The 15,987-nt window shown below is 71.4% G+C and carries 10 protein-coding genes and 1 pseudogene; 6 read left to right on the forward strand and 5 right to left on the reverse strand.

Features of this window, described 5'->3' with window-relative positions; all coding sequences use genetic code 11:
- The 4 genes from ACFYOY_RS19305 to ACFYOY_RS19320 all read right to left on the reverse strand — a co-directional run.
- On the reverse strand, positions 1–329 hold a 329-nt coding region (locus tag ACFYOY_RS19305), incomplete at its 3' end, for an IPT/TIG domain-containing protein (protein WP_388588233.1).
- A gap of 157 nt (positions 330–486) precedes the next feature.
- Positions 487–1,269 (reverse strand): IPT/TIG domain-containing protein, encoded by a 783-nt coding sequence (locus tag ACFYOY_RS19310; protein ID WP_351885761.1) that lies wholly within the window; start codon positions 1,267–1,269, stop codon positions 487–489.
- Between the two features lie 508 nt (positions 1,270–1,777).
- Positions 1,778–2,659 carry a siderophore-interacting protein gene (locus tag ACFYOY_RS19315; protein ID WP_351885758.1) on the reverse strand — a complete coding sequence of 294 codons (882 nt, stop codon included), beginning with the start codon at positions 2,657–2,659 and terminating at the stop codon, positions 1,778–1,780.
- 46 nt (positions 2,660–2,705) lie between these two features.
- Positions 2,706–3,617 (reverse strand): 5'-3' exonuclease H3TH domain-containing protein, encoded by a 912-nt coding sequence (locus ACFYOY_RS19320; protein ID WP_388588376.1) that lies wholly within the window; start codon positions 3,615–3,617, stop codon positions 2,706–2,708.
- Positions 3,618–3,851: 234 nt separating this feature from the next.
- Between ACFYOY_RS19320 and ACFYOY_RS19325 the strand changes: the two genes are divergently transcribed.
- From ACFYOY_RS19325 to ACFYOY_RS19350, 6 genes and pseudogenes are all read left to right on the forward strand, one after another.
- Positions 3,852–5,000 (forward strand): glycine betaine/L-proline ABC transporter ATP-binding protein, encoded by a 1,149-nt coding sequence (locus tag ACFYOY_RS19325; protein WP_351885755.1) that lies wholly within the window; start codon positions 3,852–3,854, stop codon positions 4,998–5,000.
- Positions 4,993–7,611, forward strand: coding sequence for an ABC transporter permease/substrate binding protein (locus ACFYOY_RS19330; protein WP_388588238.1), 2,619 nt, complete (start codon positions 4,993–4,995; stop codon positions 7,609–7,611). The genes ACFYOY_RS19325 and ACFYOY_RS19330 overlap by 8 nt, the downstream gene beginning before the upstream one ends.
- A gap of 420 nt (positions 7,612–8,031) precedes the next feature.
- A complete protein-coding gene (locus tag ACFYOY_RS19335) occupies positions 8,032–9,762 on the forward strand; it encodes a TROVE domain-containing protein (RefSeq protein ID WP_351885749.1) in 1,731 nt (576 codons plus the stop codon).
- Entirely contained in the window at positions 9,759–10,496 is a 738-nt protein-coding gene (locus ACFYOY_RS19340; protein ID WP_388588241.1) for a helical backbone metal receptor, read from the forward strand. Before ACFYOY_RS19335 ends, ACFYOY_RS19340 begins: the two co-directional genes overlap by 4 nt.
- A 353-nt stretch (positions 10,497–10,849) precedes the next feature.
- A pseudogene (locus ACFYOY_RS19345) lies at positions 10,850–11,431 on the forward strand (alpha/beta hydrolase); the annotation flags it as partial.
- Positions 11,432–11,464: 33 nt separating this feature from the next.
- Complete coding sequence (locus ACFYOY_RS19350; RefSeq protein WP_388588379.1) at positions 11,465–12,361, forward strand: virginiamycin B lyase; 897 nt, start codon at positions 11,465–11,467, stop codon at positions 12,359–12,361.
- Between the two features lie 314 nt (positions 12,362–12,675).
- Here ACFYOY_RS19350 and ACFYOY_RS19355 read toward each other — a convergent pair whose 3' ends face one another.
- Positions 12,676–15,963, reverse strand: coding sequence for an amidohydrolase family protein (locus ACFYOY_RS19355; RefSeq protein ID WP_388588244.1), 3,288 nt, complete (start codon positions 15,961–15,963; stop codon positions 12,676–12,678).
- Between the last annotated feature and the right edge of the window lie 24 nt (positions 15,964–15,987).

Raw genomic sequence — 15,987 nt, forward strand, 5'->3', positions numbered from 1 at the left:
CCGGTGATGGTGACGGTGTTGCCGCCGGAGGTAGGCCCCGAGGCCGGACTGAGCGCGGTGAGCACCGGAGCCGCGACCGTCGTATAGGTGAAGAACACGTTCTGGGTGCTGGTCCCCGTCGGTCCCGTGACGGTCACCTTCACCGTGCCGCTTCCCGCTGGGGTTCTGGCAGTGATCTGCGTACTGCTCACGACGACCACATGGGTGGCCAGGTTGGAACCGAACCTGATCACGGTGGCGCCGGTGAAACCGGAACCGTTGATCGTGACGGGGGTGCCCCCCGATGGATTGCCCTGAGAGGGAGTCACGCTGGTCACTACGGGAGCCATGATGCTCGTTCTCCTTCTTATGGCGTGAGGACGACCGCGCCCTGACCGGCGGCTGTCGGCCAGGGCGCGGGGGATCGGCGCTCAGCGTGTGCCACGCGGCGTTGATCCGAGCGGGGACCGTGCGGGGTGTCGTTCCTACCCGGCCACGGTCGGTGGATCAGGTGACCGTGAAGGCGGCGGGGCCGGATGTGCCACCACACGTGGTGACCGTGAAGGCTCCGGCGCCCGCGGCCGCCGCGGCGGGCACCGCGGTGACGAGGGAGGTGTCGTCGATGGGCGTGAAGGGCAGGCCCGCGAAGACGGTGGCTGCCGAGTCGGTGAACGTGACGTCGGTGACGCCGATGAGGCAGGTGGCGTCGGAGATGGTGGTCTCGGTCCCCGCCGGGCCCGTGGCGGGGGCCAGTGTGGCGGCGGTCAGACTCGGCGCGTTGTAGTAGTCGATCAGGGCGGTGCCCGCGGTGCCTGTGCCGCCGGCCGTGGTGACCGTGACCTGCTGGGTGTCGAAGCAGCCGGCCGGGGTGTGGGCCGGAGCGGTGACGGTGACCTGGGCGTTGCTGCCGCCGGCGGCGAACGCGACCGGGGTGAGGGCGCCCACGTTGACAGTGCCCCCGGCCGCGAAGCCGGTACCGAAGACCGTGATGGCACCACCGGCGGCGGGCAGGCACGTCTCGCTCAGCCCCGTGGTCGTCGGCCTCACGATGACGAAGAACGGCACCGCGTTCGTCTTGGTCCCGTTCGACAGGTTGGTGCTGACCGAGACCTGACCCGAGCACGGTGCGCTGGAGGGAACCACGAAGGTGACCAGGGTGGCGGAGACCGACGTCGGGCTGACGACGGCGCCGCCGAAGTTCACCGAGACGGTGGTGCCCAGTGCCGTGCCGTTGATGTTGACGGTAGTGCCGACCGTGCCTTGGCTGGGGGTGAGGGAGGTGATGGGCATGAGCTTTCTCCTCTTTGATCGTCTTGATCTGGTGTGTGGGTGTGCCGGGAGCGGGAGGGATGGGCAACGCGACCGTTGACCGCACCGGGTTCCGCTGTGCAGAGGTGTGGGAGGGAGATGGGCCCCACGGCCCCGGGACGCCACGGCCCTCAGCGGAGAGGGCATGACCGGTGATGGCGACTTTGAGAGTGACTCGTGCCTGGGTGCCGGCCGTAGTAGGGCGAGTCGTGCAGAGAACTGGTCGGCGCCGAGATCTACTGCGGTGCCGAAACTCTCGCTCGATGCGAGTGAACCAAAAGAGCGATAGGTGCGGAAGGTGCGAAAAGGGCGCGTGTGAAGCTCATATGACCATATGTCAATGCTTCGCGGTCATTTCCTGTGAGCCGGAGTGCGCTCTCCGCCGCCGGATCGACGCCGGTACGTTGCCGTGCCTGCTGAGGCAGGAACACACAACGGCCCCGGCCGGATGCTCCCGGCCGGGGCCTGATGGTCGTACGCGCCGCGTCCGCTACGCCGCGGCCTCCTCGGGCCGCGCCTTCTCCTGCTCCGCCTCGACCTGCTGGTTCCACTCCCGCTTCGACGCCTGCCAGCCGTCCTCGTCATGGCCGCGCCGCCAGTAACCGGAGATGGACAGCCGCTCGCGCGGGATCTGGTGCTCGAGGCGCAGATGGCGGCGGATCTCCTTCACGAAGCCCGCCTCGCCGTGGACGAAGGCGTGCACCTGCCCGGGCGGGAACTCCAGCTCCCGGACGGCCGCCACCAGCGCCTCGCCGACCGGTGCGGTGCCCCGGTGCAGCCAGCTCACCCGGGCCCCCTCGGGCACGGTGAGCTTGAGCTCCTCCGCCTCGTCCGCCACCTCGATGAACGCGTGCACCGGCACTGCGGCCGCGCCGCCCGCCAGGCTGTCGGTGAGCCGCTCCAGTGCGGCGGCGATCGCGGGCAGCGCGCTCTCGTCCCCCGCGAGCAGATGCCAGTCGGCCTCGGCGCCCGGGGCGTAGGCGCCGCCCGGCCCCATGAAGTGGATCTCCTCGCCCGGCTGGACCTGCGAGGCCCACGGCCCGGCCAGCCCCTCGTCGCCATGGGTCACGAAGTCCACCGTCAGCTCGCGGGCCGCCGGATCCCAGGCCCGGACCGTGTACGTCCGCGTGACCGGCCACTGCTCGCGCGGGAAGTCGGCGCGGATCCGCTCCAGGTCGAACGGCTCGGGGTAGGTGGCGCCCCCGGTCGGGAAGAGCAGCTTGATGTAGTGATCGGTCCACTCGCCCGCGTGGAAGTCGGCGAGGCCGTCGCCGCCCAGGACGACCCGCACCATGTGCGGGGTCAGCCGGTCGGTGCGCACCACCTGTGCGCGATGCGGCGTGCGCGTCTTACGGGCCGGACGGTCCGCCATGGCGCCTCCCTGATCAATTAGAGTTAGGTATACCTAACCTAACAGCTCACCCCTCGAGAGTGGATAGCAATCTGCGCAAAGATCCGCCCAAGCCCCACCGTTCCGCCAGCGCCTCCACGGCCCCGGGGTCGCGCGGTGACCGCGGCAGCTCCGGGTCGAAGGTCGGCAGCGCCACATCCGGGGCGACCCGCACCACCTTCGGGGCGACCTCGACATACGGCCGCGCCTCGTCCAGCCGCTTGCGCTGGGTGGGGGTCAGCTTGGCGGCGGGGTCGTCGACCGCGGCCATGATCCCGGCCAGGTCGCCAAAGGCGGCCAGCAGCTTGGCGGCGGTCTTCTCGCCGACGCCGGGCACCCCCGGCAGCCCGTCGCTGGGGTCGCCGCGCAGCAGCGCCAGATCCGCGTACCCCCGGCCGTCGACCCCGTACTTCTCGCGTACGTAGGACTCGTCGACCAGCTGTAGCGTGCCCACGCCCTTGACGGGGTAGAGCACCCGCACCCCGCGCTCGTCGTCCACCAGCTGGAACAGATCGCGGTCGCCGGTGACGATGTCGACCGGGCCGCTCGCCCGGCCCGTGAGCGTGCCGATCACATCGTCGGCCTCGTAGTCCGCGGCGCCCACTCGCGCGATGCCGATCGCGTCGAGCACCTCGTCGATCACCGGGACCTGCGGGGAGAGGGTGTCCGGCACCTCCTCCTGGTCCACCCCGGCGCCCTCCGGGGCCTCCTCGGCGACCCGGTGGGCCTTGTACGTGGGGATCAGCGCGACCCGCCAGGCCGGGCGCCAGTCGAAGTCCATGCAGGCCACCAGGTCGTCCGGGTGGTGGTCCTGGACGAGCCGGGCGATGAAGTCGAGGAGCCCGCGCACGGCGTTCACCGGCGTGCCGTCGGGGGCCCGGACCGAATCCGGCACTCCGAAATAGGCTCGGAAGTAGAGGGAGGCGGTGTCGAGGAGCATCAGGCGTCGCGTCACACCCCCGATCATGCACTACCCGACGGGCGGAACTCCTGGGATAATGTGAGCTGGATCACCGTTTGGTTTACGCCAAACCGATCAGGGCAGGCGCGCCCCCGGAGCGAACCCGTTCAGTACTTCAACTATTGCGGCGGTCCCGCGGTCCGATGCCGTGCCGCTCCACGACCCGCCGGCGGGGGTGGCGGGTCGTTTTTTGGTGCGATCTGAGAGGTACATGTGGCCACATTGCGAGCCGAACGCCTGTACAAGGTGTTCGGCAGACGACCCGATGAGGCGGTGGCGCAGCTCGAGAGCGGCGCGGACCGTGAAGAGCTCCGCGCGAGCGGGACGACAGCAGCGGTCATCGATGCCTCCTTCACCGTCGAGGAGGGTCAGATCTTCGTCGTCATGGGTCTGTCCGGATCCGGTAAGTCCACGCTGCTGCGCATGCTGAACGGACTGCTGGAGCCGACCGCGGGACGCGTGCTGTTCGACGACGACGACCTGACCGTGCTCAGCCCCAAGGATCTGCGCGAGGTGCGGTCCCGCAAGATCAGCATGGTCTTCCAGCACTTCGCCCTCTTCCCGCACCGCAGCGTGCTGGAGAACGCCGCCTACGGCCTCGAGGTGCAGGGTGTGCCGCGCGAGGAGCGCGTCCGGCGCGCCACCGAGGCGCTGGAGATGGTGGGCCTGGCCGGCTGGGAGAAGTCCTGGCCCGATGAGCTCTCCGGTGGTATGCAGCAGCGCGTCGGGCTCGCCCGCGCCCTGGCCACCGACGCCGACATGCTGCTGATGGACGAGTCCTTCAGCGCGCTCGACCCGCTGATCCGGCGCGATATGCAGGACCAGCTGCTCCAGCTGCAGAAGCGGCTCAAGAAGACCATCGTCTTCATCACCCACGACCTGAACGAGGCCATGCGGCTCGGTGACCGTATCGCCGTGATGCGCGACGGCCAGATCGTCCAGATCGGCACCGCCGAGGACATCCTGGTCACCCCGGCCAACGACTACGTCGCCTCCTTCACCCAGGACGTCGACCGCAGCCGGGTGCTCACCGCCGGTGCGATCATGGCCGAACCGAGCGAGGCACTGGGCAGCAAGACCGACGACGGCACCACGCTCCGTACCGAGCAGGACGTGCTGGCGGCCGCCCCCGCTACCGTCCCCGAGTCCACGCCGATCATCGAGCTGTTCCGGCCCTGTTCGCGCAGCGGGGTCGCGGTCGCCGTCACCGACGACGACGGTGCGCTCGTCGGCGTCGTCACCCGCGCCCGGCTGCTCGCCGTCCTCGGCGAGCCGGAGTCCGGACCCGACGGCGCGCAGCCGCCGGCCGGTGACAGCCCGGATGCGCCCCAGGCCGCCAAGAAGGTGATCACCGGTGCCTAGGCTTCAGCTCGGCGACTGGATCAACTCCGGCGTCAACTGGCTCCGAGACAATCTGAGCTGGCTCTTCGACTTCATCTCCAGCGTCGTGCAGGGCATGTACGACGGGCTGAACACCGTGCTCAGCGGCCCCGAGCCGCTGCTGTTCGCGGGCATCCTGGCGCTGCTCGCCTGGTGGCTGCGCGGGCTGCTGCCCGCCGTGCTCGCCTTCCTGGGATTCGCCCTCATCGACTCGATCGAGTTGTGGGGCGAGGCGATGAACACCCTCGCACTGGTGCTGGTCGCCGGTGTGATCACCATCGTGTTCGCGGTGCCGCTGGGCATCTGGGCCTCGCGCAACCGCGCGGTGAGCGCCGTGATCCGTCCGGTGCTGGACTTCATGCAGACGATGCCCGCCTTCGTCTACCTGATCCCCGGCATCTTCTTCTTCGGCCTCGGGGTGGTCCCCGGCGTCGTCGCCACCGTCATCTTCTCGATGCCCCCGGGCGTCCGCATGACGGAACTGGGTATCCGGCAGGTGGATGCGGAGCTGGTCGAGGCAGCCGACGCCTTCGGCACCCATCCGCGCCGCACCCTCCTGCGCGTCCAGCTCCCGCTGGCCCTGCCCACCATCATGGCGGGCGTCAACCAGGTGATCATGCTGGCGCTGTCCATGGTCGTCATCGCCGGCATGGTCGGCGCCGAGGGTCTGGGCTCCACCGTCTTCCAGGCGATCAGCTCCGTCGACGTCGCCATGGGCTTCGAGGGCGGTATCGCGGTGGTCATCCTGGCCATGTACCTGGACCGGATGACCAGCGCGCTCAACCAGCGCGTCTCCCCGCTGGCCCGCCGTGCACTGGCCAAGGAGAAGGCCAAGGCGCTCAGCGGCCTCAAGGTGCTGCACTGGCGCCCGGCGACCTCCGTCGCCATGGTCGGCGTCGTCGTCCTGGCGCTGGTCGCCGGCGGCATGAGCATGTTCGGCGGCGACGAAAAGGGACCCGAGGTTTCCGCCAACGTCGGCAAGGGCCAGTCGGTCAACATCGGATACATCAACTGGGACGAGGGCGTTGCCTCCACCTTCCTGTGGAAGGAGCTTCTGGAGCAGCGCGGCTTCAAGCCCAAGGTCCAGTCGTACGACGTCGGCGCGCTGTACACCGGCATGGCCGCGGGCAACATCGACTTCGAGACGGACTCCTGGCTGCCCACCACCCACGCCTCGTACTGGGCGAAGTACAAGAACAAGCTGGAGAACCTCGGCTCCTGGTACGGCCCCACCTCCCTGGAGGTCGCGGTGCCCTCGTACGTCAAGGGCGTCAAGACCCTGGAGGACCTGGAGAAGAAGTCCAGCACCTTCAAGAAGAAGATCGTCGGCATCGAGCCCGGTGCCGGTGAGATGAAGCTGATGCAGGACAAGGTCATGCCGGGCTACGGCCTGAACAAGAACTTCTCCCTGGTCAAGGGCTCCACCGCGGCCATGCTCTCCCAGCTGGACCGCTCCTACGCCAAGAAGGAGCCGATCGCGGTCACCCTGTGGTCCCCGCACTGGGCGTACAACAAGTACGACCTCGTCAAGCTGAAGGACCCCAAGGGCGCCTTCGGCAAGGGCGACCGCATCGACTCCCTCGCGCGCAAGGGCTTCTCCAAGGACAACCCGCAGGTCGCCAAGTGGATCAAGAACTTCAAGCTGGACGAGAAGCAGCTCACCAGCCTGGAGGCGGCGATCCAGGACGCCGGTAAGGGCAAGGAGCAGGAGGGCGTTCGCGCCTGGCTCAAGAAGAACCCGGGCCTGGTCAACAAGCTTGCCCCGGTGCCCGGCGGCGAGCAGAAGGGCAAGGACGCGGGCGCCGCGCCGAAGATCGGCTACTTCCCGTGGGACGAGGACATCGCCACCACCTACCTGTGGAAGAACGTCCTCGAGCGGCGTGGCTACAAGCCGGAGATCAAGCAGTACGACGTCGGCTCGATGTTCACCGGCATGAGCACCGGACAGGTCGATGTCGAGTTCGACGGCTGGCTACCGGTCGCCCAGAAGCAGTACTGGGACAGATACAAGAAGAACCTGGTCGACGTCGGGTCGTGGTACGACAAGACCTCCCTGGAGATCGCGGTGCCGTCCTACGTCAAGGACGTGAAGTCGCTCGCCGACCTCAAGGGGAAGGCCGGCACCTTCGGCGGCAAGATCGTCGGTATCGAACCCGGGACCGGCGAGATGAAGATCCTGAAGGGCCAGGTGCTCAAGCAGTACGGACTGGACAAGGAGTACAAGGTCAGTGACGGCTCCTCGCCGGCGATGCTGGCGGAGCTGGAGCGCTCGTACGCCAAGAAGGAGCCCGTCGCGGTCGTCTTGTGGACCCCGCACTGGGCCTACAGCAAGTACAAGCTGACCAAGCTCGCCGACCCGAAGAAGGCGTTCGGGGCCAGCAACCAGCTCCACACGCTCGCCAACAAGTCCTTCCCGAAGAAGTTCCCCGAGTTCAACGGGTGGCTGAAGAAGTGGCACATGACCGAGAAGGAACTCGCGAGCCTGGAGGCGTCGATCCAGGACGCCGGTAAGGGCAACGAGGAGAAGGGTGTCCAGAAGTGGATGGACGCTCACCCCGGCATCGTCGACAAGATGGCGCCGGTGGCTTCCTGACCTGCCACCAGGTGGTCTGCTGACCCACCGCGGACACCACGCACACACCGCGGCCCGGAGCACCCGCTCCGGGCCGCGGTGTTGTGGTCTGCGTCCTCCGGGCGGAGAAAACCGGATGACGGCCGAGGAACCGGCCCCCTACTGTCGTATCCGTGAACGCACCTCCCGGTGCGAAGACGACGGTTACTTCGGTCGATTTGGGTTCGATTCCTGAAACACCCCGCCGGTGCGGGGTGGGAAACGTACCGTCGTCGACTCTGATCTCGGGAGGCGCGCGCACGGCATCGGAGCGCCTGGTGCGCGGGCCGCGGTTACTTCCATTCCCAGAGCAGTCCGCCGCCCACTTTCGACCTCAGGCGCTGCCGACGCACCGGTGCGCCGCCTCCCTCCTATGCCCACTCGGGGGAGAGGCATGACCGCATGACGAAGTTCAACCGCGCCATCCGGCGCGCCACGGCCACGGCGACCACCACGGCCCCGACGACCACCTATGAGGGCGGCGCCGCCGTCACCCGCGACAGCAAGTCCGAACTGGTGCTCCTGGCCGTGGTGAACATGGTCGGCGAGCAGACCTTCTACGAGTCCTCCGGCGACCGCGACGACCGCTTCCGCACCCTCGTCCGCACCGTCGCCGTCGAGGACGCCGACTGGACCGCGCGCTTCATCACCTGGCTGCGCGGCGAGGCACAGATGCGCACCGCCTCGCTGGTCGCCGCCGCCGAGGCCGTCGTGGCACGTCTCGCGGCCGGGCTGCACGGCGGCAACCGCCGCATCGTGGACGCCGCGTGTCTGCGCGCCGACGAGCCCGGTGAGTTCCTCGCCTACTGGACCGCCCACCACGGCCGCGCGCTGCCCAAGCCGGTCAAGCGCGGCCTCGCCGACGCCGCCCGCCGTCTCTACACCGAGCGCTCGCTGCTCAAGCACGACACCGAAGGCCACGGCTTCCGCTTCGCCGACGTCCTGGAGCTGGTGCACGCCGCTCCGGACCCCGAAAAGCCGTGGCAGAGCGAGCTGTTCCGGCACGCCATCGACCGCCGTCACCACCGGGACGCCGCGCCCCCGGTCTCGCTGCGCGCCCTGCGCGCCCGCGCCCGGCTGACCGCCCTGCCGCAGTGGGAGCGGCGCGCCGTGCTGGAGCGCCCGGACGCCGCCGAAGCGCTCCGCAGCGCCGGGATGACCTGGGAGGCGCTCGCGGGCTGGCTGCAGGGGCCGATGGACGCGGTGGCCTGGCAGGCCGTGCTGCCCTCGATGGGCTACATGGCGCTGCTGCGCAATCTGCGCAACCTCGACGAGGCCGGGCTGCCGGACGCGGTCGCCGAGCGGGTCGCGGCACGGCTGGCCGACCCGGCGGAGGTGGCCCGCTCCCGTCAGTTCCCGTACCGCTTCCTGTCCGCGTACCGGGCCGCGCCGTCGCTGCGCTGGGGCCACGCCCTGGACCGGGCGCTGACCGCGGCCACGGCGGCCGTCCCGGCGCTGCCGGGCCGCACCCTCGTGCTGGTCGACACCTCCGGCTCCATGCAGGCGCCGGTCTCGGGCCGCGCCCAGGTGCGCCATGTGGACATCGGCGCGCTCTTCGGCGTCGCGCTCGCGCACCGCGGCTGCCAGGTGGACCTGGTCGGCTTCGCCTCCGGGCACTTCGGCCACCGGCTGACCCCGGGGGGTTCGGTGCTCCGCGACATCGAGGGATTCTGCGCGCGGATCGGCGAGGTCGGGCATGGCACGGAGACGGGGGCGGCGCTGCGGGCGGCCTACCGCGGCCACGACCGGGTGGTGATCGTCTCGGACATGCAGGCGTTCGCCCCTGCGCGCGGGGGCCGGTCCGTGCCGGTCTCGGAGGCCGTTCCGGCGCGGGTGCCGGTGTTCGGCGTCAACACCACCGGCTACGCGGCCACGTCCATCGACACCGGTCGGCCGAACCGGTACGAGATCGGCGGCTTCAGCGACAAGCTGTTCACGATGGTCGGGCTGCTGTCGGAGGGCGACCGCGGCAGCGGCGGCCGGGCCGCCTGGCCGTGGGAGGCGCTGGGGGAGGCGGCCCAGTGCGGGCCTTACGGCTCGCATCCCGGCCTTACGGCTCATGCGGGGGCCCTACGGCCCGTATCCGGCATCGCGGAACCGCGAGACCGGTCGCGCCGTACGGTGGAGCGATGAGCTCTCGCACCCCCGTACGAAGCGTGGTGTCCCTCGTGCCCTCGCTCACCGAGGCCGTCGCCGCCGCCGCGCCGGAGCTGCTGGCCGGAGTGACCGACTGGTGCACCCATCCGCCCGGCCTGGCCGCCGAGCGCATCGGCGGCACCAAGAACCCCGACACCGCCCGGATCGCCGCCCTCGCACCGGATCTCGTGATCGCCAACGAGGAGGAGAACCGCCCCTCCGACCTCGCCGCGCTGCGCGCCGCCGGTCTCGAGGTCCTGGTGACCGAAGTGCGCACCCTGGACCAGGCGTTCACCGAGCTGGAGCGGGTCCTGGTGCGCGGCTGCGGACTGGCCCGGCCCGGCTGGCTGGACGCGGCCGAGGCCGCCTGGGCGGACGTACGGGCCAGTGGCCCGGCGCGGCAGGCCGTCGTACCGGTGTGGCGGCGTCCGTGGATGGTGCTGGGCCGCGACACCTTCGCCGGTGACATCCTGGCCCGGCTGGGCGTACGGCACCTCTACAGCACGCATCCCGAGCGCTATCCCCGCATCCCGATCGAGGAGCTGACGGCGCGGAACGCGGATCTGGTGGTGCTGCCCGACGAGCCGTATCGCTTCACGGCCGACGACGGCCCCGAGGCGTTCCCCGGCCTCCCGGCGGCCCTGGTCAGCGGCCGTCACCTCACCTGGTACGGCCCCTCGCTGGCGGAGGCGCCCGCCGCCCTTACGGCCGCGTTGAGGGCGGCGCGCTGACGGTGGCGCGTTGACCGACGCGCGGACGGCAGCGTGCCAGCAGGGCGAACGCCCGGGTGGCCTCCGCTTCGAGGACGCCGGACGCCTCGGTGAGAGCGGCGGCCAGGGCCTCCTCGTGCTGGTCGTGCAGAGTGATTTTCCCTACGGGAGTTGATCCCGGCCCTCGCGAGTCCGGACCACCCCACGACGGAGGACCCTTGCTGAACGTCATCGCCGTTCCCACGACGCCCGAGGCGGCCCGAGCGGTCCGGCACCGCGCCGACGCGCTGATCGCCGCCCCGCTCCCGGACGACGCCGAGGTGCGCGGCGACTGGGTCCGCGCGCCCGGCGCCCGGGGCGGCGCGGTGATCTATGTGCACGGTGGCGGGTTCGCCCACACCATGCCCGAGGCCGAGCGGGTGATGGCCTATCGGCTGTCGAAGGCGACCGGACGCCCCGCCCTGCGGGTGGACTACCGGCTGGCGCCCGAACACCCCTATCCCGCGGCGATCGAGGACGTTCTGGCCGCCTGGCGGAGGGTGCTGGACGAGGGCGTCCCCGCCGCCGAGGTCGTACTCGCGGGTGAGTCGGCCGGGGCCACGCTGGTGCTGTCCGCCCTGCTGGAGATCGGGCGGACCGGCGGTCCGCGGCCCGGCGCCGCGGTCGTGGTCTCACCCGTCACCGACTTCGCCCTTACCGGTGCGTCGCTTGCCGCCAACGACGGTAAGGACGTCATGAGCCGGGCCGCCCTCGGCTCCATACGCGCCCAGTACCTGGCCGGCGCGCCCGCCGACCAGGCTCCGCAGTCGCCGCTGTACGGGGATCCGCGCGGGCTGCCGCCACTGCTGATCGCCGTCGGCACGGATGAGGTGCTCCTGGACGACGCCCGCCGCTTCGCCCAGGCGGCCGACGCCGCCGGGGTGAGCGTGTGCCTGGAGGAGTACGAGGACATGCCACACGCCTTCCACCTGTCCGAGCCGGGCGAGGTGCTGCTGGACCGGATCGGCCGATGGCTCGCCGACCCGGTCCGCGTCTTCACCGTCAGCGAGCCGGACGCGGGGCCCTACGCGCTCACCGGAGGCCCCGACGGCGCCCTGTGGTTCACCCTGGCCCACCAGGGCGCGATCGGCCGCAGGGACGCGGACGGCAGGATCACCGTCCACCCCGTGGGAGCCAAGCCGACGGTGATCGCCCAAGGGCCCGACGGCGCCCTGTGGTTCAGCGAGTACGGCACCCACCGCATCGGCCGGATCACCGTGGACGGCACGGCCTCCTCCTACGAACCGCCGACCGCCGACGGCGGCCCTTTCGGGATCGCCGCGGGCCCGGACGGGGCCATGTGGTTCACGCTGTCGGGTGCCGACCGCATCGGGCGGATCGCCATGGACGGCGACATCACCGAGTACCCCGCGCCCGGAGCCTTCCCGTCCGCCCTGGCGGCCGGTCCCGACGGCGCGATGTGGTTCACCCTCAACCAGGGCAACGCCATCGGCCGGATCGCCATGGACGGCCTGACGACCGCCCACCCCCTGCCGACCGAGGCCGCCGCGCCGGTGGGCATCGCCCAAGGGCCGGACGGCGCCCTGTGGTTCACCGAGATCGGCGCGGGGCAGATCGGCCGCGTCACGGTGGACGGCACCGTCACCGAGTACCCGCTGCCCGACCGCGAGGCGCGGCCGCACGCCATCACCCACGGCCCCGACGGGGCGCTGTGGTTCACCGAATGGGGCCGCGGCGGGATCGGGCGCATCACCACCGACGGCCGGATCACGGCGTACGACCTGCCCCGGGCCGACTGCGAACCGCACGGCATCGCCCCGTACGGCGGCGCGCTGTGGTGCGCCCTGGAAACGGGCTCCCTGGCCAGGCTCGACGTCCCTCGGTGACCGTCTCGGCCCCCGGCTCCGATCCTCGGTCCGCCCGCCATCCGAACCCCCGACCAGAGGAACCCCCTTGGCCGGACTCCCTTTGAGTCCGGGGCCAATTCGACCGCCAGGTTCGCGTCCTGACCGACCCCGGCCATCCGGCGCTGTCCGGCCCGCAGTGCGGTGCCCCACGAGGCCCTGAAGGCCATCGCGGAACGGGACCGGACGCCACGGGCCAGGGCGAGGCGAGGCCGCAACCGGGGCGAGGCGGCCGGGAACCAGGCGGGGGCGGGGGTGGGGCGGGGACCGGAGCCCCCGCCCCACCCCCAGCGCCCTCAGCCCTCCACGGAGCAGCAGGAGTCGCGCCGCAACAGCCGCCCCACCTCCAGCCACTCATCCGCCGACCGCCCGTGCGGCGCCGCGGCACCGGCCCCCGGGAAGGACTCGACCAGCTCGCGCTGTTCGTACGGCACCCCGCCCCGCAGCACCGACACCGTCCTTACCAGCGTGTCGAAGTCCGTGAAGGGATCGCCGTCCACGACCGTCAGATCCGCCAGCTTCCCGACCTCCAGGGTCCCCAGGTCGCGATCGGCACCGAAGGCCCGCGCCGGCAGGATGGTCGCCGTCCGCAGCGCCTCCTGCGGTGACAGCCCGAACCGGTGCAGGGCGCGCAGGGCCAGATGCAGATGGAGGCCCACCGGCACCAGCGGCTGGTCCGTCCCCAGGGCCACCACCCCGCCCTCGGCCAGAATCCGCCGGTAGACCCCGATCTCGGTGCCCAGTGTGGTGAGTTGGTCCGACGTCGGCGGCGTCCCGGCCAGCTGCCGTACGAGCGCGGTGTCCCACGGCGGCATCAGCCGGGTGACCCGCTCGTCCTCCGCCAGCGAGGGGTCCGCGCCCACCAGGGGTGAGGCCGTGAACGGCGTGGCGATGAGCCGGAAGTCGGAGGTCGCGGTGTAGATCTCCGTCACGTCCTGCTGGGAGTGCCCGGACGCCGTCGTGGCGTGCCCGTACTCCAGCCGCTGAGTGGCCTGCAGATGTGTCGTCAGGTCCTGTCCGAGCTGTATGCCCGGTGAGCACAGATGGCTGCCGGTGCGCACACCGAGCCGCTCATGTGCGAACCGGGCCGCCTCCTCCATGATCCATCCCGGCGCGCGCACGTATGTCTTGACGAAGTCCCAGTCGAGCGCGGCACCGCGCTCCAAAGAGCGCCGCAGACCGTCCCGGGTGCGATGTGCCCGGCCCATGCTGTACGCGACGCGCGGTCCGTCCAGCAGCTCGCCGGTGGCCAGCAGCCGCGGCCCGGCCAGGGCGCCCGCCGCGACGGCCTCCCTGAGGCGCGCCTGCTCATAGGCGAACCCGCCGAGGGAAACGGCCGTGGTGATGCCGTAGGCGAGCTGCAGGGCGGTCTGACGGCCGCCATAGGTGTACTGCCAGGGGTGGGTATGGGCGTCCCACAGCCCCGGGATGACGGTGCGGTCGGACGCGTCGACACGCCGTTTCGCGGGCCGCCCGGCCCGGTGGGCCTCCACGGCCGCGATGCGTCCGCCGCGCACCACGAGGTCCACGTCCTCGCGGACCGTGCCGCCCTTACTGCCGTCACGACCGGCGTCGCCCTCACCCCCGGTGCCGTCCCAGAACCGACCGGCGTGGACGACCGTGTCCGCGGGTCGCGGCCGCCGGTGGTCCAGTGGGACGCGGACCGTCCGGGCGGTGCCGCGCTCGACGTCCAGCAGTCGCAGTCGGCCCGCCGACAGATACAGGACGTGGCGGGAGTCGCCGGACCAGGAGGGATGGTCGGCGGCCTCGTCGGTCAGCCGGCGCGGCGCGCCGTCGGGAGTGCCGTCCGCCCTCACCGGCAGCAGCCACAGGGCGGACTCGACGATGAGCGCCATATGGCGGCCATCGGGGGACCAGACGGGTCCGGAGTCATAGCGGTCGGAGAGGGAGGTGTGCGGTGCGACGGCATGCTGCCTGGCCGTACCGGTGTCGGTGTCGATCACCCGGATCAGGTTGTAGCCCTCGCGGAATCGCTGGTTCAGCCGGTTGCGATCGCACAGGGCGACATAGCGTCCGTCGGGCGACCAGCTCGGCCGGCCGGGCAGTCCGCCGGCGCCCATCGGCGCGGCGAGCACCCGTTCCGTACCGGCGCCGAGATCGCGCAGGACCAGGTTTCCCGACATGTCGACACTGACGAGCCGCTTGCCGTCAGGGGAGAGCGCCGGATGCACCCTGCCGCCGGAGGCCAGCACGGTCTCCTCGCCCGAGGCGAGGTCCCGGCGGCGCGCGGCCAGCAGCCCGTCGCGGTCGTCGGCGTAGACCAGGGCGCGTCCGTCGGGCGTCCAGGTGGGGGCCAGCAGATACCGGGTGGGGGCCGCCCGTACGACCCGGCGCGGGGCGCGGCCGCCGGAGACATCGGCGACCCAGAGGGAGTTGAGGGCGGCGAAGGCCACCTTACGGCCGTCAGGAGAGAGCGCGGGCAGATGCAGCCCGCGCACCGGCCGCACCCCGCCACCGTCGAAGTCGTACCGCTTGACGCGATACCGGGGCCGGTCCACCGGGAGGGTGGCGGAGAAGGGGATCTCCTCGTACGCGACGTCCTTACGGTCGGATTCCTCACCGTTTCCGGCCGCGCCGGACCGTACCGCCGGGGAGACCCGGAACACCCGGAACCGCCCGTCGACGGTGAGCAGCAGCTCCTCCCGTGACACCCAACGGGGCGGCACGGGCTGCACATCCCCCGTGATCGCCACCGGCTCCCCGGCCACGACCAGCGTGCAGGAGGCGGCCGGGGCGGCCGTGGTCCGCAGATAGGCGAGATGGCCGTCCGCCGACACGGACGGCGTCATCACCTGGGCGTCGGCGGTGGGATCGGTGTGCTCGGCCGTGACCGGACCGGTGCCGTCGGCCCGTACGGAGGCGACCGTACGGGCGTTCAGCGTCGTCCCCGCGAGCGCACCGCGCACGAACAGCACCCGCTCGCCGTCCGCGGACCAGGTGGGGTCGAAGTCCTCCCAGGCGCCGTCCTGGAGCGGCCCGTCCTGGCCGTCCACGCCCGTGAGCCGGGTGAGCTCACCGGTGGCCACCTCCAGCACCCAGATCCGGTACGGGCTGCCCGCCACGGGGTCGCCGCCGCGCTCGGAGGCGAAGGCGATCCGGGTGCCGTCGGGCGACCAGGCCGGACCGCGGTCGTCCCACGGACCATCCGTTCGCTGGCGCAAGCCGGAGCCGTCGGGGCGCAGCGTCCAGATATGGAATCCGCCGCCCCGGTAGGCACAGACGGCCAGCAGCTTTCCATCGGGGGAGTACACCGGCCGGGTGGGCTCCAGATCGGCCGGTGTGAGCGATATCGCCTCGCCGCCCTTACGGGCGACCGACCACAGGACGTTCTGGACCTCGGCGATCATGCGGTCGCCGGACGGGGAGAGGGTCGCGGCGCCGTTGGTGGCGGCGGTGAAGGAGAGCGAGCCCGGCCGGGCCGGTGCGGCGGCGGCCGTCTCGAAGGGCAGGGTGGCCGCGGTGGCAGCGGCGGTGCCCGCGGCGGCTGCCTGCAGAAAACGCCGCCGCGACAGGGCGGAGGCGGCTGCGGAGGCGGGGGAGAGCGAAGCGTCGTGGGTGTCCAACGGTCCTCCTGGAGCAAGGGAGTT

This window comes from Streptomyces sp. NPDC007875 (genome assembly GCF_042868035.1).
GTDB classification, from domain to species: Bacteria; Actinomycetota; Actinomycetes; order Streptomycetales; family Streptomycetaceae; genus Streptomyces; species Streptomyces antimycoticus.

Excerpts from the sequence above, each read along its gene's own strand:
- ACFYOY_RS19310 (WP_351885761.1), bottom strand. The coding sequence starts at position 1,269 with ATGCCCATCACCTCCCTCACCCCCAGCCAAGGCACGGTCGGCACTACC.
- ACFYOY_RS19315 (WP_351885758.1), bottom strand. The coding sequence starts at position 2,659 with ATGGCGGACCGTCCGGCCCGTAAGACGCGCACGCCGCATCGCGCACAG.
- ACFYOY_RS19320 (WP_388588376.1), bottom strand. The coding sequence starts at position 3,617 with ATGCTCCTCGACACCGCCTCCCTCTACTTCCGAGCCTATTTCGGAGTG.
- ACFYOY_RS19335 (WP_351885749.1), top strand. The coding sequence starts at position 8,032 with ATGACGAAGTTCAACCGCGCCATCCGGCGCGCCACGGCCACGGCGACC.
- ACFYOY_RS19340 (WP_388588241.1), top strand. The coding sequence starts at position 9,759 with ATGAGCTCTCGCACCCCCGTACGAAGCGTGGTGTCCCTCGTGCCCTCG.